Annotated in this window: 21 protein-coding genes and 1 tRNA gene; 16 read left to right on the top strand and 6 right to left on the bottom strand. The window is 45.7% G+C overall.

The features are described from left to right. Positions 1-195 precede the first annotated feature (195 nt). From OQY15_RS01555 to OQY15_RS01525, 7 genes are all read left to right on the top strand, one after another. Positions 196-3267 (top strand): TonB-dependent receptor, encoded by a 3072-nt coding sequence (locus OQY15_RS01555; protein ID WP_265786891.1) that lies wholly within the window; start codon positions 196-198, stop codon positions 3265-3267. 18 nt (positions 3268-3285) lie between these two features. Further along, on the top strand, positions 3286-4623 hold the full coding sequence (locus OQY15_RS01550; protein WP_265786889.1) for a RagB/SusD family nutrient uptake outer membrane protein: 1338 nt from the start codon (positions 3286-3288) through the stop codon (positions 4621-4623). Positions 4624-4642: 19 nt separating this feature from the next. After that, on the top strand, positions 4643-7642 hold the full coding sequence (locus tag OQY15_RS01545) for a M14 family zinc carboxypeptidase (RefSeq protein ID WP_265786883.1): 3000 nt from the start codon (positions 4643-4645) through the stop codon (positions 7640-7642). A gap of 226 nt (positions 7643-7868) precedes the next feature. Next, positions 7869-7940, top strand: a tRNA-Cys gene (locus OQY15_RS01540). Positions 7941-8080: 140 nt separating this feature from the next. After that, positions 8081-9061 carry a hypothetical protein gene (locus OQY15_RS01535; protein ID WP_265786881.1) on the top strand — a complete coding sequence of 327 codons (981 nt, stop codon included), beginning with the start codon at positions 8081-8083 and terminating at the stop codon, positions 9059-9061. Continuing rightward, on the top strand, positions 9058-10074 hold the full coding sequence (locus OQY15_RS01530; RefSeq protein WP_265786879.1) for an LLM class flavin-dependent oxidoreductase: 1017 nt from the start codon (positions 9058-9060) through the stop codon (positions 10072-10074). Before OQY15_RS01535 ends, OQY15_RS01530 begins: the two co-directional genes overlap by 4 nt. 123 nt (positions 10075-10197) lie before the next feature. Continuing rightward, positions 10198-10959, top strand: a complete 762-nt coding sequence (locus tag OQY15_RS01525; RefSeq protein WP_265786877.1) for a phage Gp37/Gp68 family protein — start codon at positions 10198-10200, stop codon at positions 10957-10959. A 91-nt stretch (positions 10960-11050) separates the two neighbouring features. Here OQY15_RS01525 and OQY15_RS01520 read toward each other — a convergent pair whose 3' ends face one another. After that, positions 11051-11653: an NAD(P)H-dependent oxidoreductase gene (locus OQY15_RS01520; protein WP_265786875.1), complete on the bottom strand. Its 603-nt coding sequence runs from the start codon at positions 11651-11653 to the stop codon at positions 11051-11053. Positions 11654-11772: 119 nt separating this feature from the next. Between OQY15_RS01520 and OQY15_RS01515 the strand changes: the two genes are divergently transcribed. Together OQY15_RS01515 and OQY15_RS01510 are read left to right on the top strand one after the other, a co-directional pair. Further along, positions 11773-12141 (top strand): helix-turn-helix domain-containing protein, encoded by a 369-nt coding sequence (locus OQY15_RS01515; protein WP_265786873.1) that lies wholly within the window; start codon positions 11773-11775, stop codon positions 12139-12141. A 296-nt stretch (positions 12142-12437) separates the two neighbouring features. Then, positions 12438-13664, top strand: a complete 1227-nt coding sequence (locus OQY15_RS01510; protein WP_265786871.1) for a hypothetical protein — start codon at positions 12438-12440, stop codon at positions 13662-13664. 7 nt (positions 13665-13671) lie between these two features. Here OQY15_RS01510 and OQY15_RS01505 read toward each other — a convergent pair whose 3' ends face one another. The 3 genes from OQY15_RS01505 to OQY15_RS01495 form a co-directional block, all read right to left on the bottom strand. Beyond that, the gene (locus tag OQY15_RS01505; RefSeq protein ID WP_265786869.1) at positions 13672-14010 is read right to left on the bottom strand and encodes a hypothetical protein; all 339 of its coding nucleotides are present in this window, start codon (positions 14008-14010) and stop codon (positions 13672-13674) included. 24 nt (positions 14011-14034) lie between these two features. After that, positions 14035-14853 carry an alpha/beta hydrolase gene (locus tag OQY15_RS01500; protein ID WP_265786867.1) on the bottom strand — a complete coding sequence of 273 codons (819 nt, stop codon included), beginning with the start codon at positions 14851-14853 and terminating at the stop codon, positions 14035-14037. Positions 14854-15003: 150 nt separating this feature from the next. Then, positions 15004-15678 carry a DUF6766 family protein gene (locus OQY15_RS01495; RefSeq protein ID WP_265786865.1) on the bottom strand — a complete coding sequence of 225 codons (675 nt, stop codon included), beginning with the start codon at positions 15676-15678 and terminating at the stop codon, positions 15004-15006. A gap of 189 nt (positions 15679-15867) precedes the next feature. Between OQY15_RS01495 and OQY15_RS01490 the strand changes: the two genes are divergently transcribed. Continuing rightward, positions 15868-17160 (top strand): nucleoside hydrolase-like domain-containing protein, encoded by a 1293-nt coding sequence (locus OQY15_RS01490; protein WP_265786863.1) that lies wholly within the window; start codon positions 15868-15870, stop codon positions 17158-17160. Between the two features lie 246 nt (positions 17161-17406). Then, complete coding sequence (locus tag OQY15_RS01485) at positions 17407-18651, top strand: SGNH/GDSL hydrolase family protein (protein ID WP_265786861.1); 1245 nt, start codon at positions 17407-17409, stop codon at positions 18649-18651. Positions 18652-18684: 33 nt separating this feature from the next. Here the strand turns inward: OQY15_RS01485 and OQY15_RS01480 are convergent, their stop codons facing one another. Both OQY15_RS01480 and OQY15_RS01475 read right to left on the bottom strand, forming a co-directional pair. Continuing rightward, the gene (locus OQY15_RS01480; protein ID WP_265786859.1) at positions 18685-19167 is read right to left on the bottom strand and encodes a glycosyltransferase; all 483 of its coding nucleotides are present in this window, start codon (positions 19165-19167) and stop codon (positions 18685-18687) included. Beyond that, positions 19164-20033, bottom strand: a complete 870-nt coding sequence (locus OQY15_RS01475) for a hypothetical protein (RefSeq protein ID WP_265786858.1) — start codon at positions 20031-20033, stop codon at positions 19164-19166. The genes OQY15_RS01480 and OQY15_RS01475 overlap by 4 nt, the downstream gene beginning before the upstream one ends. Before the next feature lie 134 nt (positions 20034-20167). On the opposite strand from OQY15_RS01475, the gene OQY15_RS01470 reads away from it, so the two are divergent. The 5 genes from OQY15_RS01470 (at position 20168) to OQY15_RS01450 (ending at position 26149) form a co-directional block, all read left to right on the top strand. Then, positions 20168-20323 (top strand): hypothetical protein, encoded by a 156-nt coding sequence (locus OQY15_RS01470; protein WP_265786856.1) that lies wholly within the window; start codon positions 20168-20170, stop codon positions 20321-20323. Between the two features lie 650 nt (positions 20324-20973). Then, entirely contained in the window at positions 20974-22359 is a 1386-nt protein-coding gene (locus OQY15_RS01465) for an exopolysaccharide biosynthesis polyprenyl glycosylphosphotransferase (RefSeq protein WP_265786854.1), read from the top strand. A gap of 40 nt (positions 22360-22399) precedes the next feature. Further along, positions 22400-23179 (top strand): polysaccharide biosynthesis/export family protein, encoded by a 780-nt coding sequence (locus OQY15_RS01460; RefSeq protein ID WP_265786851.1) that lies wholly within the window; start codon positions 22400-22402, stop codon positions 23177-23179. Positions 23180-23184: 5 nt separating this feature from the next. Further along, on the top strand, positions 23185-25545 hold the full coding sequence (locus OQY15_RS01455; RefSeq protein WP_265786849.1) for a tyrosine-protein kinase family protein: 2361 nt from the start codon (positions 23185-23187) through the stop codon (positions 25543-25545). A 28-nt stretch (positions 25546-25573) separates the two neighbouring features. After that, positions 25574-26149 carry a hypothetical protein gene (locus OQY15_RS01450; protein ID WP_265786847.1) on the top strand — a complete coding sequence of 192 codons (576 nt, stop codon included), beginning with the start codon at positions 25574-25576 and terminating at the stop codon, positions 26147-26149. Positions 26150-26153 lie beyond the last annotated feature (4 nt).

Genomic DNA, 26153 nt, shown 5'->3' with positions numbered 1-26153 from the left:
TGAACACCACTACTTCGCTGCAAAATTCAGCAAAAAACCAACCTGCTTCCTGTCCGATGTGTAAAAGCACGGGCTGTTAATTCCTCCTGATCCCTTCCGGATCACCCTGTCTAATACCCTTTAGAACCAATTCCTGACCGCCTGCACAAGGCTGATGGAAATGCTTTGCCCTAAATTTTCCTAAACAACAAAAAAATGAATCATCTTTACAAAAAAGGTGTTTACCTGTTTTTGTGCGTCTTTTGGTCTGCCATATCCTTCGCACAGGTAAACCCAACCATCAAATCCACACTGAACGGGACAGTCCTCGACCAGTCGACCAACCAGCCATTACCCGGCGCAGTAGTCAGGATCAAAGGCACCACCCACAGCGTATCTGCCGACTCCGAAGGGAAGTTCAGCTTCAGAACGGGTCAGAGTTTTCCTTATATCCTCCTCGTAAGTTACCTCGGCTACGAACAAAAAGAACTCACCGTTAACGGAAGCCCTGTGACGATCCGTCTGCAGGAAACACAGAACCAACTAAATGATGTCGTCGTAACCGGCTACAGTACTCAGGAACGTAAGTACATCGCGGGTTCCATCAGCAGTATCAAAGGATCAACTGTACAGAACCAACCCGGCGGAGGTTTTAACCAGCTCCTTCAGGGAAAAACCACAGGTGTACAGATCACGACGAATAACGGGGTTCCGGGAGCAGGGATTACTTTCCGCGTCAGAGGAAACAACTCGATCAACGCTTCGGTAGATCCTTTGTACATCATCGACGGCGTTTTCGTGAACAACAGCGATCCGATCACCGCAGGTTTGGGTCAGCAGGCAGCATCAAACCCGCTGGCAGATCTCAATCCTTCAGACATCGAGGATATCCAGATCCTGAAAGATGCCAATGCTACTGCGATTTATGGATCACTTGGCGCAAATGGAGTAATTATCGTGACTACCAAACGCGGTACGAGAAACACTAAAGCCAACATCAACCTAAATACGTTCCAGGGATGGGCCACGGCAGTGGAGAAATTCAAAGTAGCGAGCGGACCGGAGGTGGCACTGCTGACCAACGAGTCGCGGATCAACACGGCGCGCGACAATGGTCAGAATCCTTCCACGGTGGTTTTGCCTTTCCCGGATCCCGCAAGTCAGCCTACCTACGACCGCATCAGTGGTTTATTCCGCACGGCAAGAAGTCAGAATTACGAGCTCTCCACACAGGGCGGTACGGATAAAAGTACGTATTACATCAGTCTGGGCTACCTCAATCAGGAGTCGATCGTGAAACCTTCTGAATACACGAGATATTCCGGCAGGTTAAATTATGATAACTACCTCACTGATAAACTGAAGATCGGTACGAGTATTAACTTCACGCGCTCCGAAAGAAAACTCAGCGGTAGCGATAACAACCCGACAGGGGTGATCAACTCGGCGCTTTTCCCGCGTTCGTACCTCCCGATCTACAATGCCGATGGTACTTATGCGCGGTACGGAAGTTTCGACAACCACCTGGCGCTGATCGAAAACCTGGATAACAATGCCGTAGGATGGAGGACGATCGGCAATATCTTCGGCGAGTACAACATCATCCCGGGACTGAAACTGCGCAGCAGCTGGAGTATCGATAATACTTCGGAGTACGACAACAGTTATTCGAGCACGCTGATCTCTGCGGGTATCGCAACGAATGGTTCGGCTTCTTCTTCGGAAAACAAATACCAGGTGCTGACCAATGAGCAGGTGCTGAGCTTTGTGAAAACGCTGGGTGCCGATAAAAAACACAACATCAACGCGCTGGTCGGCAATACGATCAACACGGTCTTAAACCAAAGTACTACCGCTACAGGAACGGGTTTCGCAGCAAATAGCCTGAGGTCGGTTTCCGTAGCGGCGACGCGCTCAGGATCGGCGCAGCGTTCAGAAACGAAGTTGCTGTCGTTCTTTAGTAAAGCGAGTTATACCTACGACGGGAAGTACACGATCGACGGAAGTATCCGTGCGGATGGTTCCTCGAAATTTGGTACGAACAAACGCTGGGGTTATTTCCCTTCGGGAGGTGTAGCCTGGAGGTTGAGTCAGGAGGATTTCATCAAGGACTTGAACTTCTTCAACGAGCTGAAACTGCGTGCGAGTTTGGGACTTTCGGGTAACCAGAACGGGATCGGAGCTTATGCGGCGCAGGGTCTTTGGTCTTCGGGAGCGAACTATTTGGAGCAGCCGGGCATCGAGCCGACGCAGCTGATCAACCCTGACCTGACCTGGGAAACAACGCGTCAGTTTAACGTGGGTACGGATTTTAGCATCTTCAAAAACAGGTTGAGTATCACAGCGGATTACTACAACAAATACACTTATGATCTGCTGTTGAATGTGCCGGTGCCTTACCGCTCAGGTTTCGCGTCGTACCTGCAGAATTATGGTGCGGTGAGGAACAAGGGTTTCGAGCTGGGTATCAACTCGACGAACATTGAATCTGATGCTTTCCAATGGACAACAAACTTCAATATCTCCTTCAATAAGAACAAGATAGAGAAGCTAGCTTCTGATATCAGTTTAGGTGCTTCGGGACGTAATATTTCGATCCTGAGACAGGGATATTCAGTAAACTCTTTCCAGCTTTACAAGCAATTGTACGTGGATCCTCAAACGGGAAATGCGGTGTATGACGACCTGAACGGGGATGGTATCATCACTTCGGCCGACCGCCAGATTGTGGGCAATGCGCTGCCGAAATACACTGGTGGATTGACAAATAATTTCAACTACAAAGGTTTCGACCTGAGCTTTTTCTTCTACTTCCAGCAGGGAAACAAGATCATGAACATGAACGATTTCTTTATGGTACATGGCGGTACGCAGGCGAACATCGGCTTCCTGCCGCGTCAGCTGGAAAGATGGCAGAACCCGGGGGATGTGACGGATATCCCTCGTTTAACGACTTACAGTGGAAATCCTACACAAAACGGTGGTGCTGCAAATAACTACGGGGGTACAGTAGCGAGTCTTTCCTCGCGTTACCTGGAAGATGGTTCTTTCATCAGGTTGAAGGCCTTGACGCTGGGTTACGCCTTGCCGAAAGATGTGCTGAGCAGGATCGGTGTAAGTAAACTACGGATTTATGTGCAGGGTACAAACTTGCTCACTTTCACCAAATACGGTGGTCTGGATCCGGAAGTAAGCTCTCAGTCGAACAACCAGAATACGGTGGGTTACGACTGGGCGACGGTGCCTCAGCCAAAGACAATTCAGGTAGGTGCTAACGTGACATTTTAATAATTTATTGAGAAGAATATGAATACTAGATATATCAAAAACGGAATCCTGATCGCTTTTATCCTGCTCTCGGCTTCCTGCAAAAAGTTCCTGGAAGAGGTGCCTAATGATGCGCTTCCGACAGAAAGTTCTATCGTAGACGCAACGACGGCAAGGGCGGCAATCACGGGTGCTTACGACAGGGTGCAGAGTTACTACGCACGCCATTATCCGACACTGGGGACGATCACGACAGACAATGTGATCTTCAACGGGACGCTGAGTGAATACCTGCAGCTGGATCAGAATGCGATTCCTACGGATAACGTGATTACGGTTGCGGCTTATCAGGCGATCTACAGGACGATCAACTCGGCGAACAGTGTGATTGCTTCCCTGCCGGCAGTGGGCGATCCTTTGCTGACTACCGCAGAGCGGAACAAGATCCTGGGCGAGGCGTATTTTATTCGCGCCCTGGCTTATTTTGATTTGGGTCGCGGATGGGGTGGTGTGCAGCTGCAGCTGGTGCCGACTTCTGACCTGGGTGTGCTGAAGGGTATCAAACGGAGTACGCTGGATCAGACGTATGATCAGGTACTGGCGGATTTGGTGCAGGCGGAGCAGTTGCTTCCCGAAGATGCTACAGTGAGGAACCGTGCGCAGAAAAGTGCGGCAAGGGCATTGCGTGCCAGGTTACACTTGTATCGTCGCCAATGGGCGGATGCAGAGAACTATGCTTCGCAGGTAATCAGCAATACGAAGTATACTTTGATAAAACCGTATAAGTCGTTTTTTACAGCGCCTTTCCAAACGGCTGAATCTGTGCTGGAACTGGCTTACTCTGCGAATGACAGGAATACCTACTGGAACCTGTGGTACCCAAGTTCTGCGGGAGGTCAGTATACGCTGAAGCCTTCAGATGCGCTGGTGGCGAAACTAAATAATCCTGCAGTAGGTGGTACAAGGAATACGCTGATTGCGGGAACGGGTACTACGGTTTACGGTGTGCTTTACAATACAACTGCCACTGGTGTGGATCCTTCATATCTCATCCGCATTGCGGAATTATACCTGATCCGCGCTGAAGCAAGGGCGCAGCAGAATAAGTTGACTGAAGCTGCGGCGGATCTGAATGCGGTACGCGCAAGGGCGGATGTCCCTCCAACTACGGCTACAACGCAGGCTGGATTGCTACAGGCGATTGAGGATGAGAACGGGATTGAGTTCGCCTTTGAATCGCACCGCTGGTTTGACCTGGTGAGGACGGAGAGGGCAGGTGCTGTATTAGGGGTGACGAACAGGAATTACTGGTTGTTCCCGATTCCATATTCTGATATCCAGTCAGATCCGGATGTTGTGCAAAACCCGGGGTATTAATTTTTATAAAACTTTTGATATGAACAGATTATATAAAATAACTCAGCTGCTGATCGTTTTTGGTGTTCTTTGGGTCAACCAGGCATCGGCACAAAACTCGTATTTCTTTCCGAAGGCGGGTTCTTTAGATCCGAAAATCCCGACGCCGGAAGCATTTTTGGGTTATCCCATCGGGACTTACTATACGCGGATCGAGCAGGTAGCGGCGTATTTCAGGCAGCTGGAAAAGGTGTCGGATAGGGTGCATGTGCAGAGTATAGGGAAGACTTACGAACAGCGTGAGCAGATTATCGTAACGATTACTTCGCCCGCAAACTATGCGAAGCTGGAGCAGATCAGGCAGGAGCATTTGAACCAGATCGATCCTGCGAAACCTGTATTGGCTGCTGCGGCGCCGGTGATCATCAACCTAGGGTATGGAGTGCACGGAAACGAAACTTCTAGCACTGAAACATCCTTGCTGACAGGTTACTACCTCGCGGCGAGCAATGATGCAGAAACGCAGAAATGGCTCTCGGAATCAGTGATTTTTATCGACCCATGTCTGAATCCGGATGGTCGCGATCGCGCGGCGAACTGGCACAATGCTTATCATTCTTTCCCTGCAGTGGGCGATCCTCTGGATAAGGAGCATGTGGAAGGCTGGCCAAACGGCAGGACAAACCATTATTTCACAGACCTTAACCGCGACTGGCTGAACCTGGTGCAGGTGGAGAGTCGCAACCGACTGGCGTTTTTTCACCAGTGGTACCCGAATGTGCAGATCGATTTCCATGAGCAGGGGGCAAACGCGACGTATTACTTTGAGCCTACGCCGAAGAGTCACGAAAGTCCGATCATCCCGCAGTTTCTGTATGATTTTCAGGTGGTTTTAGCGAAGTATCATGCAAAAGCCTTGGATGATATCGGTTCGTTCTATTTTACGAAGGAGAACTATGATAACCTTTCGCCGATTTATGGGTCCACTTACCCAAAATTCTTTGGCTCTGTAGCTGCGACCTTTGAGCAGGCGAGTTCACGCGGTATTCTTCAGGAGTCGTCCAACGGTCCGCTGACCTTTGCGTTCACGATCCGCAATCATCTGGCAACGAGTTTCTCTACAATCAGGGGAGCTGTGGAGGAGAAATCTGGTTTGTTCAAGGTACAGAAGGAGTTTTTTAAATATGGGCTTCAGCAGGGTCAGAAGAATCCTGCGAAAGGTTTTGTCTTTGGGGATGCCAATGATGTGAACCTTACGCAGAAGTTTCTGGGATTGCTGTTGCAGCATCATGTGGAGGTGTATGAGGTTCAGGATAAGGTGACGCAGGATGGAAAGTCTTTTGAAAAAGGGAAGGCTTATATCGTGCCTTCGGCACAGCCGAATTTCATGATTGTGCATTCGATTTTTGAAGAGAATACGCTGAAGGATAGTATCTTTTATGATAATACGGGCTGGAGTATCGTGCATGCGTATGGCTTGAAGTATGCGAAGTTAAATGGTGCGTTTGGTAAAGGGGCTCTTGTTAAAAGCGTTGCTTCTCAGACGGGTAAGTTGGTGGGGGATCAGTCTGCGTATGCGTATTTGATTAATTCTACAGATTATAACTTTACGAAAGCGCTGTATCAGTTGCAGCTGAAGAAGGTATTGGTGAAGACTGCTTTTAAGTCTTTTGGGGTTAATGTTGCTACCGCAGGTTCGTCTTCTGATGGCGATTCAGGTTCTGGTTCTGCTTCTTCTGCTGCAGGGCGTTCAAAATCTTCATCTCCTGAAGGTTCTGGTTCGTCTTCTCGCAGCGATGCAGGTTCCGGCTCCGCTTCTTCTGCTGCAAAGCGTTCAAAATCTTTATCGGCTGGCGCAGGAGCATCTGGTGGTTCTGGTGCTCCGGCTGGTACGGTGAGGAAGACTTACCTGCCAGGATCCCTGGTGATTCCTGTCGTGGGGCAGAATCTTTCTCCGGATTCTTTATACGCGGCGCTGAAGGCTGTGGCTGTTTCTGCGAACGTGGAGATTTTGCCGGTGTCTACTGGGTTTAGTGCTGAGGGTATCGACCTCGGGAGTAACAATATCAAGTCGCTCCGCAAGCCGGAAGTAGCATTGGCTTTTGGTCAGGGTGTGACAGCTTCCGAAGCAGGTCAGGTTTGGTTTTTACTGAACCAGCAGCTGGATCTGCCAGTGACGAAACTGGATCTGCAGAATTTTGCACGTGCACCACTGAACAGATACAATGTCCTGGTTTTACCGGGAGGTACGTATTCTGATTGGGATAAAGCTACAGTTGACAAGATCAAAAACTGGGTGACTGATGGCGGAACGCTGATTACTTTCCAGACGGCTACGGCATGGGCAGTGAAGCAGGGTCTTGTGCAGGAGAAGTTGGGCGAGACGGATAACTTTTCTCGCAGAGGCGAGGTTGCGGTTGCCACGACGACTTCGGCTGCTTCACCGGGCTCAGCCACTGGAACTGGATCTGCTGGTGCATCAGGATCTGGTGACGCGGGTTACTCTTCCGGTGCTGGAAATGCATCACGCGGATCATCGGGCTCTGCCACATCTGCTGAAGGATCACGGTCTTCTTCGGCCGCTGCCGGTAAAGACAAGTCCAAAGGTGGTTTGGATGCAGGAGCAAAACCTGGTTCACAAAGATTGGATTACGCGAGACAGGAAGATGTGGAAGGTTCGAAAAGGATCAATGGCGCGATCTTCCTCGCGGATCTGGATATCACGCACCCGATTGCGTTCGGTGTAACATCGCGGAAGCTCTTCATTAACAAAAACGGCCCGACTTTATTGCTGCCAAGTGCCAACAAGTACGCAACGGTTGCGCAGTATTCTGCGAAGCCTTTCGTGAATGGGTATTCTTCGAAAAACAACATCGGCAAAGTGGCGAACTCTGCAGCGATCATTGCTACGGCAAGTGGTAGTGGTGAGGTGATTCTGTTTGCAGATGACCCGACTTACAGGGGATATTGGTTAGGGACAGGGCGTTTGTTCCTGAATGCGATTTTCTTTGGGAATTTGCTGAACAACGGATATAGATAAGAGAAATCACCCTGCGGGAGCTTTTTGCTTTGGCTCCTGCAGGAATATCTTTCGAATTGAACAGCGGATATAGATAATAGAAAAGACCTTGAGGGAGCTTTGTGCTTTGGCTCCTGCAGGAATATCTTTCGGATTTGATAGTCATGGATTGCGATGACAGGGCAGGAGAATTTTGAAGATAAATACAAATGCAGAAGGAGCAATCACGTTCCTTCTGCTTTAATCAGGCGGAGTGGCTGAGTGGTCAGGCGGGGGTCTGCAAAACCTTTTACGGCGGTTCGATTCCGCCCTCACGCCTCTGAAATCAGATCGATTTTGCTCATCGGTAGCGAAAGGTTGGACTGAGAAATGATGAGAAAGTGATATAAATTAATCAATGAAAATTCAGTTTTTCAATTAAAGTATAGTAAATTGGTATACAAATATAATTATCAAAATATGAGCGCAATAGCAATATCATATGAACAAACTGATTGGTTCAAACCTCTTTTCGCAGAGCTTGATAAACGGGGTATAAACTTCCAAACGAGCAACCCGACGGCGCATTACTTCGCCATAGACGGAGCGAAACCTTCCTTTGATCTCTTCTTCAACCGGATGAGTCCTTCGGCATATCTGCGGGAAGGGATACAAGGAACATTCTACACCTTAAATTACCTGAAATTTCTGGAGGAACATGGTGTTCGCGTAATCAACGGATACAAAGCTTTTACTTACGAAACATCTAAGGCCCTGCAACTACTTTTACTTGAAAAACTAAACATTCGCTATCCGAAATCAAGAGTGGTTAACCACGTTTCCCAGATCGAAAAAGCTGCCGAAGGACTCCGTTTTCCCATTGTCATTAAAGCCAATATTGGTGGTAGCGGTGCAGGAATTGAGAAGTTTGATTCTCTTGATGCCATAAAGGCTGCCATTAGCGATAACGCGATCGATTTTGGTATTGACCACACTGCTCTTGTGCAGGAGTTCATTCCAGCCAGAGGCGGATATATTACCCGTGTCGAAACTCTTGGCGGCAAATATCTTTACGCGATCAGGGTTTACACCAATGGTGACAGCTTTAATCTTTGTCCTGCCGATATCTGCCAGACTATCGGTGGTCAGGAACTGGTCCGAAATGCCTGTGCAGTTGATGCTCCGAAAAACGGACTGCGCGTCGAAGCATATACACCTCCGGCGGAAGTTATCGCGAATATTGAGAAGATCGTGCAGGAAAGCGGTATTGATGTCGGTGGTATTGAGTATATCATTGACGACCGTGATGGTGAAGTGTTATACTATGATATCAACGCTTTATCAAATTTCGTCGCTGATGCCGTCAATGTGATAGGTTTCAACCCGCATGAGCGGCTGGTCGACTTCCTCGAAGAAGAACTGGAAAAGGTCAAAGGTATCAAAACAAGCTATTCGATATGAGATACGGATATTGGTTACCCGTTTTCGGAGGATGGCTCCGGAACGTCGAGGATGAGCAGATGCAGCCCAGCTGGGATTATGTGAAACGCCTCGCCATTCGCAGTGAAGAGATTGGGTTCGACCTCGCGCTCATCGCAGAGCTGAACCTCAATGATATCAAAGGAGAACATGCACCTTCACTCGACGCCTGGTCGACCGCCGCTGCACTGGCTGCCGTGACCTCGAAACAGGAATTGATGGTTGCAGTACGACCTACCTTTCACAATCCTGCATTACTGGCGAAACAAGCCGCAAACATCGACCACATCAGTGGTGGGAGGCTTTCCCTAAACCTCGTCTCTTCCTGGTGGAAGGACGAAGCGGAGAAGTACGGCGTGAACTTCGAGCAGCATGACGACCGCTATGCGAGATCTGCGGAATGGCTGGAAGTACTGGACAACGTATGGAAAAAAGATAACTATACTTTCGAAGGGAAGTTTTATAAGGTAAAAGATAACATCCTGCAGCCGAAGCCAATCTCTTCTCCGCGTCCGCCCATTTATGCTGGTGGTGAATCTGAAGCTGCCAAAGATCTGATTTCCTCCACTTGTGATGGTTATGTGATGCATGGCGACTCTCCGGAGCTGATTGCCCGCCGTATTGCCGATCTCTCGGAGCGTCGTGATAAAAAGGGCTTGCCACCAATGCAGTTTGGCGTTGCCGCTTACAGTATCATCCGCAACAGCAATGCTGAAGTGAAGAAGGAACTCGACCGGATCACCAATGTGCAGGAGGGAAGTTCGGGTTACAAGAACTACCAGCAGTGGATTTCCGGAACGCAACTGGAACAGCAGGTATCATTATATGATTACTCGGTTTCCAACCGGGGCCTCAGAACTGGTCTTGTAGGTACGCCTGCACAGGTACAGGAAGAGATCGGGGAGTTTGAAAAGATTGGGGTAAATTTCTTTTTGCTGCAATGCAGCCCGCAGTTAGAGGAAATGGAGCGGTTTGCAGATACGATTATTCAGTAATACTGTCCATATTGGCCTTATTAAAAATAATAATATCTCTCTTAATCCATATTTGATTTTCTTACAGGTCGTGCCTAATTTAGCTATAATTTAAAAACGTTCGTTTATTAAAAAAAATTACATATGGCACAATCAAATATAGAATGGACAGAGCTGACCTGGAACCCAGTGACAGGCTGCACGAAGATTAGTCCTGGTTGTAAAAATTGTTATGCGGAGACAATGACCAGAAGACTTGAATTAATGGGCTTAGAAAAGTATAGTGAAGGCTTTAAGGTGAGGACTCATGCTGATACCTTAGCTACTCCTTTCACTTGGAAAAAACCTAAAATAGTATTTGTAAACTCTATGAGTGACCTTTTTCATCCTGAGGTGCCGTTAGATTTTATAAAGGCTGTATTCGCAGTGATGAACAATACGCCTCAACATATTTATCAGGTGCTGACAAAAAGATCAGAGCGCTTATTACAGATCGCTAATGAACTGAAGTGGACGGATAATATTTGGATGGGGGTGTCTGTTGAAAGTGAAAAATATATATCTAGAATCACAGATCTCTCTTTGACACCTGCTAAAACAAAATTTTTGTCAATTGAACCACTGATAGATGAAGTAAAGACCCTCGATCTTCAAAATATTGACTGGGTGATCGTAGGCGGAGAATCCGGTGCGAAAGCCCGTCCTCTGGAAAAACGCTGGGTTGATTACATTAAATTGAAATGCGAGTCGTCAAATGTTCCTTTTTTCTTCAAACAGTGGGGCAAACCTAAATTTAATGTTGATCCAAATGATCCGACTATTGATTCTAAACATCCTGATCATGCTAAAGGCGGATGTCAGTTGGACGGGAATATTTACAGGCAGATGCCTGAAAGAGCGGCGTAAAATATGAATTACAGTATTTTTGCAACATCAGGATTGTGCATTAAAAAAGGGGCTACCTGCTGATAGCCCCTTTCTGCTTATGATACTGAACTTAGTCAATAACTATACTATTCAATCCATTTTGTAACGCGTCAGCTGCAAGCTCAGAAACATTTGTTCCTTCAACTCTGAAAACAGTCACATCAGTCATTCCCTGGAAGCCCAGTATAGTCTTGATGTAAGGGACAACGAAATCGTACGACTGCATCGGACCTTCAGAGTACACACCGCCGGTAGCTACGGCAAGATAAATCTTTTTGCCGGTGATTAAACCTCTCGGGCCATTCTCGTCGTAGTCGAAAGATATCCCTTTACGTACAATATGGTCAATCCAGGCCTTCAGCGCAGAGTGAATGGTGAAGTTATAAAGTGGCGCACCAATAACGATAATATCAGCATCCAGGATTTCTGCGATAGCTTCATCAGAATGTTTAATTGCTGCAGCGTTCTCAGGAGTATGGTGTTCCTTCGGCGTGTAAAACGAAGTGATGTGCGACTCTTCCAGGTGAGGAAACTTTTGAGTTACCAGATTTCTTTCCGTAACTGTACTGCCCGGATAGGTCTCTTTGATTTGCTCTACGATCGCATTTCCCAGTTTAATGCTCATCGACGAATCTCCTCTTGGGCTCGAAATAATGTGAAGTATCTTTTTCATAATAATAATCATTCAAATTTTATAATGGCCAATATTACGTATATTTGCTAATTAAATGTTAGTACTATACAAAAGGTTAGTACTAACCTTTTCATTACTTTAATGTAAATCAGATAGTTATGGAATTGGAAGCAAAAGTCAGACACAAGAAGACCTATTCAGAATGTCAGGGTGCACTAAGTAATATTGGTGATGCCTTGTATGTAATCGGAGGGAAGTGGAAACTGCGGGTCATTATTTCCATTCGTGAAGGCAACTGCCGGTTCAATGAGATCCAGCGTTCTGTACAAGGAATATCTGCCCGGGTTTTGTCTAATGAGTTGAAGGAGTTAGAGTTAAACGGATTTGTTAAGCGTACTGTACATACCGATACGCCTGTAGTGGTGGAGTACAATGTTACTGAATATGCAAACAGTCTGGATGAGGTACTAAACGCCCTGGAAAGCTGGGGTGCCAAACACCGTGATAAGTTGAAGGCTGAAAGATAAGTTTTTTCGCTTTCTCTGATAATTTAAGTCTACTGTCTTGGTAGATTTAAATATAATTTTATATGTTTGCTTTATCGCATGAAAAGCACATTTAACATAGGAAGCCAGCCCTCTAAAGGAAATTTTCTGAGAAGTCATCTTAGAAACATCCTGCCGGTATTTCGAATGTGCTGTTGTTGTTGCGGGTAATCTGACCCTGTATCGGGGTATTTGAGAACTGTTGCTCCCGCTGTGACGGTTTTCTGCTTCAATCGCGTTCCTGAGTTCGCACATTCGTTATCCATAAATTTCATCGCATGACTACCCGTATCGCGTTGTTATTCAAAACAACAGTTTTCGCAGTTATTCTATTTTCTGTCACATTTGTGGATGCGCAAGTGAAGAGAGTTCAGTCAAGTTATCTTCCAGAGGTGTCAAAATCAATAGATGCCCAAGTGCAGAGAGGAGCTCAGGAAGTTTATCTTCCAGAGGTATCAAATAACACCTTAACATCAGCAAATATATCAACCCAATCACGGGCGGGGGCGACAAGCATCATAGATAGAAATTATACTTTGACCCACGTCGCAACAACTCCGCAATCGACATCAGATTCTGCAGCAGCGGCCAGCATTTCAAGAGAACAGAACAAATTACTGAACTACTTGAACGATCTCGGGATGTCCGATCAAAAGCATCGCACAAACAAAAAATTCTATTACCACATGGCCAATGTTTTTGCGCGCCTGAAATTATATCCTCTCGCAATGAAATGTTTTTTCAAAGCTGCCCGGGTAAATGATAATGATCCTGATGACAACATATCAAATGATAGTTTATACACCATCAAATACCGCGCTTTACAAGTTAGTTCCAAAGATGACGCCGTCGTCCAATCTACCGCATTGCTTCTAAAAACTGAAGCCGCCAGCAAACACAGGAAAAGAATCAAGAAAAGCCGCCCCACTACCTTCCCACAAATTGTCAGCAATTTCAATGACGGCAAAACAGCAGTAGCTTACGCCTTGCTTTTTCATGTCAAACAACCCGCTCCGGGCAAACCCAAGATCTTCGTAGGCGTCAATACCGGCCATACCTTCATCACTCTCATCAAATATAACTCAGACTCGACTTACGCTTCAACGTCCTTCGGGTTTTACCCCGACAAAGACCAGGTACTTTCTGCAACACCACTGGCACCTACAACCTCGGCTACATTTAAAGACGATACCGGTCACCTCTGGGATGAAGTGCTCGGCAAGTTTATCTCCAGGAGAAGCTTCGAGAACATCCTTGAGCTCACACAAAAGTTTGAAGGAATGACTTACAATTTGAACAAACAGAACTGCACCGACTTCGGCCTGCAAGCGGCGCACATCGTTGGCATTCATATTAATGATACTTTCGGAAAGTGGCCCGGTGGCAGAGGTAATAACCCTGCGATAACTGGACAAAGTATACTTTCCGGCAAAATCAGCAATGATGGTTCGATCAAAGAAGGGGAGTTATTCGTGGATGAAACTGTGAGCACAGAACCACTTTGAACATGCTTCAGCGCAGCTCTCTAAGCACAGTCTCTTCAGAATTATTCTGATTCTGGGCAATTAGAAATTTTTTCCCATCAGGATATTCATGAATAAAATAATTTGGCTGGATACATAAACTATTTCTGTAGACAAAGGGTTGATTTTTCTCAATAGCTAATTGAATAGCCTCATTTAATGCGCTTCTGAGTGATAAATCACGCTCTGATTTAGGTAAGTCAAATATGAGTCGGTGTTTTGTATTGCTCGCCATAATACTGAATTGATATTGCAATATACCGCGATAATTTTGGATTAAAGTTAATTTGCTGTTAAAGCGTAAATTCAATACTAGCTGCTTCCCCAAAAGAAAACAGCTTGTAATAAAAAATTATGATTCTATAAAAGCCAACAAATCAGCATTGATAGTTTCTGCTTCTGTAGTTGGCATACCGTGCGGAAAACCCGGATACGAAATCAGCTTTCCATTTTTTAATAACTCCGCAGATTTAGGACCTGTGATACCGTAAGGAACTACCTGATCATCCTCGCCATGAAGCACCAGAACAGGGATCTCCACACTCTTAAGGTCTTCAGTAAAATCAGTTTCTGAAAAAGCCTTTATCCCCTCATAATGAGCTTTCACTCCACCCATCATGCCCTGACGCCACCAGTTATCCCGGATTCCCTGGTGAGGAGTAACACCTTCACGGTTGTATCCGTAAAAGGGCATCGTAAAATCAGCGAAAAACTGCGGTCTGTTGTTCGCGGTCTGCTCACGGATACCATCTAACACGGCCAGCGGCACGCCATCAGGATTCGATTCACTTTGTATCATAATTGGTGTTACAGCGCTGATCAGCACTGCTTTTACGACACGGTCTTTCCCGTATTTCGCTACATAGCGGATCACCTCACCACCACCTGTCGAGTGACCGATGTGGATCGCGTCTTTTAAATCCAGATGCGCAGTCAGTTCCGCCACATCTGCTGCATAGGTATCCATGTTGTGGCCTTCAGAAACCTGAGTCGACCTCCCATGACCCCTGCGGTCGTGTGCGATAACGCGGTAGCCCTTTTGAACAAAAAACATCATCTGCGTATCCCAGTCGTCGCCCGATAGCGGCCACCCGTGATGGAATACGATAGGTTGTCCTGTTCCCCAATCTTTGTAATAAATTTCCGTGCCGTCTTTTACTGTAATTTTCATTGTTTTGTTGATTAGATTTTGAATGATCTGAAACTATAAATGAATATTCTGATAACAGGATCAAGATAAGGAATATTCCTTTCACTATTAAGTGATATATATCAGCAGGTTAATCAGAGTTATCAATAAAATAGCTGGGAGAAGCTCCTGTTATTTACCCGTCTCCATATGCGGAGCATCTACAGGTTTCGATTCCGGGGAGCCTTTCTGACGGAGATAGATGGTAAAGAACACAATCGAGGCAACCGACAAAAACTCACTTTGCCAGTTCTGAAAGGTTTCAAACCAAAACTCCGCTTGTCCGAGGTACTGAGCAACGGTATCCCGCGGTAAGTGTTTCGCCAGCTGCTCTACATTGTGGTTCTGCCAGCTGCCATAAAAATGCAAAATCCAGCTCGTCAGGAACAGGATTCCGAAACATATGGACAGGGAATGATTGTACAATTTAAGTATCCAGCCGCCTTTTCTAACCGGCCAGGGAGCATCGGGAGAAGGTACCGGCTCGCGATCCACCTCCTCTTTTTCGTCCAGTTGCTTTGATTCCGCAGAGCCGATCTGGCGCAGGTACACCGTCAGTAGGACATACATAGACATCTGCAGGAATTCACTTTCAAAGTTTTCAAAAGTGGCTGATATAAAGTGACCGCTTTGCAGATAGGTGCCTAACCCGATTTCCTGCGCCTGATCATCCTTCAGATCTTGATTGTGAGTTTTCCAGCCTGTTAGGGCCTGGGCCATCAGTGTGACGAGGAATAGCGCTACAAAAAAGATAGTCAGTCCGTTCCGGAAAAAAAATGAATGCTGTTGTACCCGAGATGGAGTCATAATTGGTCTGAGCAATAAGTGCTGATTCTCAAACAACGCAAATAACGAAAGGTTTTGATGGTCACAGGTGGATTAGTTTTTCCTCGGAAGCACTGACCTGCAAACGATTGCACAGATATACTTCCTTTATCAATCGATATCACAAAAGATTATATGTAAGCTTGCTGAACCAAATATACACCGTCAGCTATGCGCAAACTCTTTCTTCTGTGTTCCCTCGCCGTATTATCATTTGATACTTTCGCTCAGAAATTTGTACCCTTAAAACCCAGAGTCCTGATCAGTACAGATATTGGCGGCACCGATCCTGATGATAACCAGTCGATGGCGCATCTGCTGATGTACAATGAACAATTTAACCTGGAAGGTCTGGTCTCTTCACCATCATACGGCGATGGCACTAAAGGTGAAATCCTGAGAATGATAGATCTTTATGAAAAAGACCTCCCGAAACTAAGCAAACATATCAAAGGATATGCTAGCCCGGCTCAGCTAAGAGCAATTACAAAACAAGGTAGGCATGGTGCGGCACCCTACAAAGGTTACGACAAACCTACTGAGGGATCAGACTGGATCATCAAATGTGCACAAAAGAAAAGCGACCAGCCGTTATGGGTGTTGATCTGGGGAGGAATGGAAGATCTGGCTCAAGCTTTGCATGATGCCCCGGATATCCAAAATAAGATCAAAGTATACTTTATCGGTGGCCCCAACAAAAAATGGTGCGCCAACAGCTATGCATATATCGCGCAGAACTTCCCGAACCTCTGGATGATTGAATCCAACTCTTCTTATTATGGTTTCTTCTCAACTAATAATATTCCTGATAGTTTGAGTAATCAAAATTACTATCAAAACTATATTGCTGAAGCGGGATATCTGGGCAAGGATTTCAAAAAAAACCGCTACAAGGGCAAAGTCAAAATGGGGGACACACCTTCATTGCTGTACATGATGGATGGAGATCCCAATGATCCTTCGCGTGAAAACTGGGGCGGCAGTTACGAAAAATTCAACAGCAGTCCGAGGATCGTATTCAACCACAACACCACTACTGCCGACACGCTCACTATATTCTCCATCGTAGAATTCCACTTTAAAGGCCCTGAAATCAACATCCCCGCAGATTCCGCGTGTTTTACAATGACGGTACAGGCCGAGATCGGGGAACAGCAATGGGACGGGTTCTATCTGGATAAGGGCGACTATGTCATCAGGTACTCGCCAAAAAGATCAGAAACACTAACTTACAAAGTCACTTCGGGTATCCCCGGTTTTAAAGAACAAAGCGGAACTTTTGTAGTTGAGAATATCTGGCCGGGCAAGCCACGCACCACAAACTATCAATTGGGTGCAAATTGGTACACCGACCGCCAGGCGCCACAGTTGTTTGACGGCATCTGGCAGGGCGGAGAGACCGTTCGTAAGTGGCGCAGCGATATATTGCTGGACTGGGCAAAACGCTGGAGGTGGTTGCAATAATTTGCGCGCGAAAAGCATCCGCTTTGCAAATCACTACTGAAGTAGAAACTGGGCAAAACGCTGGAAGTGGCTGCAATAATTTGCACTAGAGCAGCATCCGCTTTGCAAATCACTACTGAAGTATAAACTTAACAAAACTCTGGAACTCGTTACAATACTTTGCTGAACAAAAAAACTCAGAAAACCCTACTAAAAACCTTAAAACCAACACGCTACTGTCAGTATAAATGTTATTTTTACTGCTATATGAGCCAACAACAGAATCTTTCTCCGACAACCGCTGATGCAGCCGCATCCTTATTTCCGGTAAATTCCAGAATCGTAGCTATGGGCGACAGTTTAACCGCTTCCGGCATCGCTGTGATTTCCCCGACACGAAGTTCCTATCAGAGCAGAGGGTATACCACCTACGCCGCGATCGCTTCCGACAACAGGTTTTACATGCCCATTGGCGGCAATAAAGGCGTGTCAGGGAATACCACAACCGACATGATCAACAGGCTCGGCGCAGCCCTGGCCCTAAACCCCGCAATAGCTATTGTGCTGGGTGGTACAAACGATCTGGGAACTTCCGCTACTTCTGAAACCATCATCAACAACCTGCGGAGATTGCACAGCGGCTTCATCGCTGTCCGTGCAAAAGTAATCGCCATCACGATCCTCCCAAGGTTTGGTGCAAACATCCCGACACCGGCAAACGAGATCAAAAGACAGGAAGTAAACACCTGGATCCGCACCCAGTCGTCTGATGACATCACCGTCATTGATGCAGAAATCTTTATGAATGACGCAGCGTACTACTATGACGGCCTGCACCTCAACTCCATTGGTGCCGCGATACTGGGCACGGCTGTGGCAGACATTCTGAACAGCATGAGCAAAGCCGGACGGGTAGCCGATGTACTGGCGGTTGATACGGCTTATAACCTGAACCTTTACTTTGCCGGCACGGCAGGAGTGAAGACCAACGGGGCAACCGGGGTAGTTGCCACCAGCTATGAACTGGACAGGGGCGCTTCCGGGGCGAACGTAGATGGAGTGGTGTTATCAAATGCGGGTATCAGAACTCAGCAAATCAATATCACCGGTACTTATACGGGTGCCAACCAACTTGTATCCATGAAAAACAACTCTACGGTAAACCCTCCGGCTATCGGAGATATCATGGAAGCATTTGCAGAATATGAATTTGTAACGAACGACCCAAATATTGTCGGCGTCAACGTGACGTACTTCGTTTATACTTCCACCTTTTCACAACTGGCAAGGGCAGATTCATTGCTGGCGCTCGATCAGTTATCAAACACGATGACCACAGGAAAGATATATACTTTGAGAACACCATCTGTGGCGATTGGAAATACCGGAACACCAACACGCGTAGCGATGGAGCTCACGATCCTGTTAAAAGAGACCACGGTAGCTACCGCGATCAATGCCAGCCTGGTAATTCATAAGATTGGTACAAGAAAAGTACCTTCAATATTGTAAATTTAAAAGCCGGCCAGTGATGGTCGGCTCATTTTATTCCTTAATGTAAGTCTGCAGGGAGTCGATCAGTTGCTGAGAGGCGAATTTCCCCACCTGATGCAGGCAGCGAAGTTTGTCGGGCCACATCTCCAGGACTTTCGAGCGCAGTTCATTCTCATCATAAGCCACATCCACATACTGTAACGCATCCAGTTTTTTTGCTGTGGCAAACTGATGCTCATTACGATGTTCCTTGTATTTCATCATCCTTGGCATCACAATGATAGGTTTCATATTAACCAGTGCAGAAATGATAGTTCCCATACCAGCATGGCTGATAATCAAACTCGCATTCTTCATATTTTCTTCAAATTCCAATGGAGTCATGAAGTTGACCACATCAATATGTGTAGCCTGATACTGCGCAGTGAAAGCCTGCACTTTAAAAATTACCCCTGGTAAAAGCGCTGCAATTTCATCAGCAACCTTTACTAATCTGTCAAATGGCTCCTGCGTGCCCGTCGTGATAAAGATCATCCTTCCAGGATATTGCCTGCATAAATAATCTTTGGAGTAGCCAGGTGTTCCCATTGCGTATACACGCGGTCGGCCATTCTGCTTGCGATTTTCCCACTCAGGGATAACTTTTCGACATTCGCGATGCTGTCGATCCAGATCGTTTTTACGCCGAGAACCTTCCCGATGAAGATGCCGAACAAACCCGGAGCAGCACCCGTGGTTACGATCACCTTTGGTCGTGCAAAGACGATCTTCGCCCCAATGGAGAGACAGCATCTCACCAGGTCCGTTTTGTTGTTCCTGTTGGCGTCAGGCACGAGGTAATACTTATGTCCGTCTACAGTATCCTTCAAGCCTGGCTTCGTTGAAACAAAGGATACATCATTCATATTAAACAAAGGCATCAGTCGCAGTAATTGTACCCAGTGTCCGCCGATAGAGGCGATGGCGAAAACATTCACCGCTTCATCTTTATCAATGAGTTTGATCAGAAGATATTCGAAAGTGGTATAAGTATAACGTGTCAGTGTGAAACTAAGCGTAATGATCGCCGTAAATGATAACAGGAAAGCTGCGCTGTTAGGCGTAGCACGGAATATCAAAAGATAAGGGATAAATAACAAAAGATATAAGCTGACACTACGTAATGTAGCGCGGCGTACATTTTTGAACTTCACAATTGTATGTGGGTCGTACGAATTAAATAGCCAGTTGGAAAAGATCCAGATGCCCGAGGAAACCGAGAAGTCGCAAATGGAAGATGGCTCCAGTGGATTTGCGTGTACCGCAAAAAAATAAAAGCAGAGAAACAAACTAAGGTTGACGAGAAAGAGATCACTTATCGCGAAGACAAGCCTGGAAAGCGTTAAATAAATTTTGTTCATTTTGAGCTAATTTGATAGGGTAGGTTCAATAGCTATACCAGTAAATCAAACAATTACAGCTCAATACCTGTTAATTAACTGAAACTTTTATTTTTTCATTATGCCAAGTTTAAAAAAATATGTATACTAGCTATATGATTCAGAAAAAGAAAGGATTTCTGGGACCTCAAACTGAGGGAGATTCGAAAGAACAAAAGTCTAAGTTGTCTGTTTATCAGATAATTGGCCTCTTTGTGCTGAGTAATCTTTGTGTGATCGGCATCCTGCTGCTCATATACTATCTTTTCTAAATAAATGTTTTAACGTAAAGGCATCGTTACAAAGCATCACTTCTCAGCTCTATTTCCTAATAATTATTCGTTGTAACACTTTGCTCATGTTGGGGAAATGTGGGGAGTATAAATCCCGGTTACACATTTTATCATTTTTAGGAATATTTATATATCATACCACCTATAAGTGTAATTCGCTGTAAATCAAATCAAAATTATCCCCAAATAAACAAGTAGGTTTTGGTGCTCTCTCGAAATTCCCCATAATTACACAAATAGATTTATTGCCACATATTGTGGTTTTAAATTCCCGTTTTGTGATTTATAGTTCCACAATTTTGAAATACACAAAATAGATCTGGAGGTCTTAACAATAATTTAATATTGAAGACAATAATCTTCATCAAATTATAAATTTCTGTGCTTATTATGATGCTTTAATGTTCCCTAAGTGCTGTTTTTAATTGTTTGTATCAATTCTGTTATAATGATAAAATACTACAATACAGCCCGGATATTCCCTGATTCCCCCTAGATAAAATGGTATCCTCCATCTGGATTTGTATGATAATTGCCTTCCTGCAATCAACTCTCAAGTGGTAACATCTTAGCTCTCACTCTGATCAGTTGTATACAAGCGCATTACTATCATTTTATATTCCGCACATATGGTGAACAGATACTTCTTTTTATTACGCTTCATGCTGGGGGTGACCGATTTTATCCTGGTCAATATGTGTTTCTTCCTCGCGTACTACCTTGCAGATAAGTACTTTGTTGCCATCGACGAAAAGATTTTCAGGGATACACTGATCATTAATAACATGATCTGGCTGGTATGCTCGGCCACCATCGGAATGTATTCTTCCAACAAAATCAGTAGTGTAAAATATATCTATCAAACGACTGCAGCCTGCCTGATTCTCCACTTCAGTTTATTCATGTCATACCTCTTCATCATGGAGCTGCTGATGTTTCCGGCGCATTTCATTGCAGGGTTTTACCTGCTCACAATATTTGGTTTCATCTTAAGTCGCTATACCGGAACAACCCTCCAAAATCTGCTTACCAATAATCCCGATATGAAAAAGTCGGTAGGGATCATGGCGATGTCTCAGGGTGGAGGGCGTCTCGCCGAGTATCTCCAATCACAGTCGGCCTTAAATTTCAGAGGTTTCGTCAATAATGGATTATCGCTCAGCGCTTCTGGTGACGCAATTGTTTCTTTTTCTGGTGCCCAAAGTTTCAAGGAAGCAGTGAAAGCGGGAATTTACGAACTCTATGTCTGCATCGACCCAGGACGGATTGTCGAGATGCAGGAACTCATCACTGAAGGCGAAAAACATTGTATCCGGGTTAAGTTTGTTCCGGATTTCATGACGCCGGAAAGCAACTTTAAATATGACGAAAGTGGCGACTTTATGGTGCTCACCACCAGAAATGAACCCCTGGAAAATATCGCTAACCGCTTTCAGAAACGCTTTTTTGATATCGTTGTGAGCTCAATGGTGATTGTCTTTATCCTGAGCTGGCTGTATCCGCTGCTGGCACTAATCATCAAAATACAGAGCCCGGGACCTGTGATTTTTAAACAGTTGCGCTCAGGTCGCGATAACCAGCCTTTCTGGTGTTACAAGTTCAGGAGTATGAAGATGAACACACAAAGTGGCTCCAGACAGGCCAGTAAAAATGATGACAGGATTACGCCGATCGGCCGCTTCCTGAGAAAGAGCAGCCTCGATGAATTTCCGCAGTTCTTCAATGTGCTGATGGGCGACATGAGTATCATCGGCCCAAGGCCACACATGATTTCACATACCGAATACTACAGCACTTTGATTGATACTTACATGACACGCCAGTTCCTCAAACCAGGAATTAGTGGCTGGGCACAGGTGAACGGCTATCGTGGCGAAACAAAAGAAACGCATTTGATGGAAGCCAGGGTGGAGCATGACATCTGGTACCTGGGCAACTGGAGCATCGGACTGGACATTAAGATCATGGTAATGACGGTCACCAACATTTTCAAAGGAGAAGAAAACGCATTTTAAAGCTATTACTGCATATACAAAAACCGATACGAAACATTTTATGATTAAAAACTTTACTCCTTTTCTTATACTTTTATCACTGGTGCTGACTTCCTGCGGTTCATATAAAACTATACCTTATTTCCAGGATCTTGATCACACAAAGGAGACTACAGAAACAATTGATAACTACACTCCGTTAACGATCAAACCAGCGGATATCCTGGCAATAAACGTCACCAGCAGAACACCGGAATCTTCAGCGATATTTAATTATAACCTCAACAGGGTCAATGGAAATAGCTTCGACACCTCACGTGAAAATCCACTTACAGGATACCTGGTTGCAGAAGATGGCCGCATCCAGTTGCCACTGCTGGGAAGTACGCTGGTTTCGGGATTAACTACAGATTCCTTATCAAAAATCCTGACCAGGAAACTGCTGACGTATTACAAAGATCCGATGGTGAACATCAGGATCGCTAACCTCAAAGTTTCTATTTTCGGAGATGTGGCGAAACCAAACGCCTATACGCTGCAAAACGAACGTACGACCATTACGCAGGCGCTGAGTTTAGCGGGGGATCTGAATATTACGGGTATGCGTAAAAACGTGATCCTGATCAGGGAGAAAGATGGCAAACGCAAGTATATTCCTATCGACCTCACTTCAAAGAAGCTGTTTGAATCAGAATATTATTACTTACAGAACAACGACGAAATCTATGTAACGCCCGATCGCACCAAATACGCGACGGTCGACCGTGGCTACAGGACCGCGAGTTTAGTGCTTGCAGGCCTGTCGATCATCGCCATTGTTTTGTCTAACCTTTACAGATAATCGCTATGGATACCAGATTAACTTCTTTCTCAATCCCTGCTGTTCCGGTAACAGAAAAAGCACAGACGACAGATCTTCGTGGTTTCTTTACCAATTTTTTGTACCACTGGCCGCTGGTGTTGATCGGCTTGCTCATTGCCGTGCTGTTTTTTGTGGGTTATGTGAAGCTGAGCAAACCGGTGCATGAAGTAAAAGCTACCCTGGGCATCAGTGACGAAAAAAAGAATACCGACAGGCATTCTGCACTGAAGGAGATCGACTTATCAAATTCTTCAACGATCATTGAAAATGAAATGGCTGTGCTGCAGTCGAAAACGCTGATGACGCAGGTGGTGCGCGACCTCCAGTTGTGGGTGGTGTTACAACAGAAGGATCACTTTTTTTATGAAGATCTGTATACATCAGCTCCCTTCACAGTGGAGATGCTGAAAACAGTTAAAGGTAACCCTGAAGGACATCTGGATATTCAGTTGCTCAATAAGGACGCTTTTACGCTGACTAAAGAGGATGGCTCTGTACAAAAAGGGGTTTTCAATAGTGCCCTCACCACAGAATTTGGAATTCTGATGCTGAAACCGAAGGTTGGTGTATCTCCTGCGGGACATGAATCTCTACGTATCGCATTCAAAGATCCCAATAAACTGGCGCTGTACTATCAGGAAGCTGTAGAAGTAACGATGCCAAACAAACTGGCAAATATCATTTCCTTATCATTGAAAGATCCGATAGCCGAAAGGGGCGAAGATGTTCTGGGCAGGCTGATTATCAATTACCAGCTGGCAGGAAAGATATCAAAAGATGTGGAAAGCAAACGCACGCTGGACTTCCTGAACGAAAGACTGGCCTCGCTGACGACGGAACTGACAGATGCGGAGAAAGGGATTGAAACTTTCAGGGTGAGCAGCGGGGTGACCGACCTCAGTTCTGAATCGAAGATTGGCCTGGAAAATATGCAGGCAAATGACGCGCGGCTAAATGAGATTCGTGTACAGCTGAGTGCAATAGAGGGTATCGAACGTTTTGTGAAAGCGCCGAGAAATTATAACAAGGTACCGGCGACAATGGGTATTGTGGATCCTTCACTGAGCAGTCTGACAGAAAAGTTATCAGACTTGCAGCTGCAACGCGAACGCATGCTGGCCACCACGCCGGAAACGAATCCTGATTTTGAACCCCTCAACAGGCAGATTGCGGCAACGAGCATGGCTCTGAAAGATAATATCAGAAATATCAAAGCAAGTCTGCAGGCTACGGCTTCAAAGATGCAGTCCTTTGGCTCAGGTTATCAGTCGACTATCAAAAATATTCCTACACAGGAACGTCAGTATATCAGTATCAAAAGACAACAGGCGATCAAGGAAAATCTGTACACTTACCTTTTACAAAAGAGAGAAGAAGTAGCAGTAAGTTATACTTCTACGCTGGCTGGCAGTCAGGTAATTGATCAGCCTTTTTCTGGTCCTGCAAAGATCCCGCAAAAACCACTGGCCTTTGCAGCTGCATTGCTGCTCGGACTACTGATTCCGGCAGGGATTCTTTTTGGCAGGGGCACCTTGAAGCCTACGCTGACGGATTTACAACAGATGAAGGCCGTATTCGGTATCCCGGTTCTGGCAGAGCTACCTTACGCTGAGGCGAAAGACAGCGTAATGATCAACGGCTACCGTTTAAGTCCGATTATCGACCACCTGAGGGCTTTGCGCATCAAGCTGGGGATGCTGTATGGAAATAAGTCGAGGGGAAGAGTAACTCTGATCACTTCCAGTGTTCCGAATGAAGGTAAGAGTTTCCTGAGTAGCAACCTCGCAGGGTCTGTGGCGATGACGGGCAGAAAAACGGTGATTGTGGAAATGGATATGAGGAAGCCAAAGATCGCTGAGATCATCAATATCTCTCCAACACATGCCGGTGTCAGTGATTTCCTGGAAGGCTCGCTGCGTCTGGTAGATATCGTACAGACCATCGGACTGGAAACAAACCTGGATGTAATCACCAGTGGCAGTGCGATCAGGAATTCTGCAGAGCTGCTGGAGAGCCCGCGTTTGCAGGAACTGATCAGTCAACTGACGGAAGTATACGATGATATCATCATTGATAGTCCGCCTTTGCATTTGCTGCCTGATGCGCTGGTGCTTTCACAATTCGCAGATGTGACATTGTATGTCGTAAGGCAGGGAGTTACCGGAAGGGAAGAGGTGAGGTTTATCAAAGAACTGCACATGCAGGGCCAGCTCAAAAATATGAGCCTGGTGTTTAATGGTATACAGCGATCCAAGTATGGTTATGGATATGATTATGATCACTCTTATGATTATACCGAGCAGAAAAAGTTATCAGTATTCAGTAATCTGTCAGACAGATTTTAACATATCAATTTATTAATCAACGCGGATCTTGAAACGAATAATCGTCCTTCTAACTTTCATCAGGTGTTTTCCTCATGTGCTCTTGTTCTTAACGCATAAAAACAAGCATCTGATGAATGCTGATGTGATCCGCTGGCTGGAGGTGATTGAAAAACAGAATCAGGATGCCGCATCGGGTTTTGTCTACCTCATGGCCTTCTTTCCTGAGTTCAGAAACTTATTTTATTACCGTGCCGGTCGCCTCAAACATTTCATCAGTTTCCTTTGTCCGGGTATGTCGACGTTATTTATCAATACTCCGGAAATAGGCCCGGGTTTGTTCATACAACATGGTTTCAGCACAATCATCAATGCGCATTCTGTCGGCAGCAATTGCTGGATCAATCAGCAGGTGACGATTGGTTTTTCCAATAAGACCGACCGGCCGACGCTGAAGGACAATGTAACGGTCTACGCAGGGGCGAAGATCATTGGTAATGTGGTAGTTGGAAATAATGTAATCGTTGGTGCCAATGCAGTCGTGGTGAAAGATGTGCCCGACAACTGTACTGTTGTGGGGGTGCCGGCCCGTATTATAAAAGTTCGCGATCCTAATAACCTATAAATTC

This window comes from Pedobacter sp. MC2016-15 (genome assembly GCF_026239695.1).
GTDB lineage: Bacteria > Bacteroidota > Bacteroidia > Sphingobacteriales > Sphingobacteriaceae > Pedobacter.
Note: the sequence above shows the minus strand (reverse complement) of the source record. Positions and strands in the feature narration are given on the sequence as shown.

Coding starts and splice junctions, on each gene's coding strand:
- OQY15_RS01555 (WP_265786891.1), top strand. CDS start 196: ATGAATCATCTTTACAAAAAAGGTGTTTACCTGTTTTTGTGCGTCTTT.
- OQY15_RS01550 (WP_265786889.1), top strand. CDS start 3,286: ATGAATACTAGATATATCAAAAACGGAATCCTGATCGCTTTTATCCTG.
- OQY15_RS01545 (WP_265786883.1), top strand. CDS start 4,643: ATGAACAGATTATATAAAATAACTCAGCTGCTGATCGTTTTTGGTGTT.
- OQY15_RS01535 (WP_265786881.1), top strand. CDS start 8,081: ATGAGCGCAATAGCAATATCATATGAACAAACTGATTGGTTCAAACCT.
- OQY15_RS01530 (WP_265786879.1), top strand. CDS start 9,058: ATGAGATACGGATATTGGTTACCCGTTTTCGGAGGATGGCTCCGGAAC.
- OQY15_RS01525 (WP_265786877.1), top strand. CDS start 10,198: ATGGCACAATCAAATATAGAATGGACAGAGCTGACCTGGAACCCAGTG.
- OQY15_RS01520 (WP_265786875.1), bottom strand. CDS start 11,653: ATGAAAAAGATACTTCACATTATTTCGAGCCCAAGAGGAGATTCGTCG.
- OQY15_RS01515 (WP_265786873.1), top strand. CDS start 11,773: ATGGAATTGGAAGCAAAAGTCAGACACAAGAAGACCTATTCAGAATGT.
- OQY15_RS01510 (WP_265786871.1), top strand. CDS start 12,438: ATGACTACCCGTATCGCGTTGTTATTCAAAACAACAGTTTTCGCAGTT.
- OQY15_RS01500 (WP_265786867.1), bottom strand. CDS start 14,853: ATGAAAATTACAGTAAAAGACGGCACGGAAATTTATTACAAAGATTGG.
- OQY15_RS01495 (WP_265786865.1), bottom strand. CDS start 15,678: ATGACTCCATCTCGGGTACAACAGCATTCATTTTTTTTCCGGAACGGA.
- OQY15_RS01490 (WP_265786863.1), top strand. CDS start 15,868: ATGCGCAAACTCTTTCTTCTGTGTTCCCTCGCCGTATTATCATTTGAT.
- OQY15_RS01485 (WP_265786861.1), top strand. CDS start 17,407: ATGAGCCAACAACAGAATCTTTCTCCGACAACCGCTGATGCAGCCGCA.
- OQY15_RS01480 (WP_265786859.1), bottom strand. CDS start 19,167: ATGATCTTTATCACGACGGGCACGCAGGAGCCATTTGACAGATTAGTA.
- OQY15_RS01475 (WP_265786858.1), bottom strand. CDS start 20,033: ATGAACAAAATTTATTTAACGCTTTCCAGGCTTGTCTTCGCGATAAGT.
- OQY15_RS01470 (WP_265786856.1), top strand. CDS start 20,168: ATGATTCAGAAAAAGAAAGGATTTCTGGGACCTCAAACTGAGGGAGAT.
- OQY15_RS01465 (WP_265786854.1), top strand. CDS start 20,974: ATGGTGAACAGATACTTCTTTTTATTACGCTTCATGCTGGGGGTGACC.
- OQY15_RS01460 (WP_265786851.1), top strand. CDS start 22,400: ATGATTAAAAACTTTACTCCTTTTCTTATACTTTTATCACTGGTGCTG.
- OQY15_RS01455 (WP_265786849.1), top strand. CDS start 23,185: ATGGATACCAGATTAACTTCTTTCTCAATCCCTGCTGTTCCGGTAACA.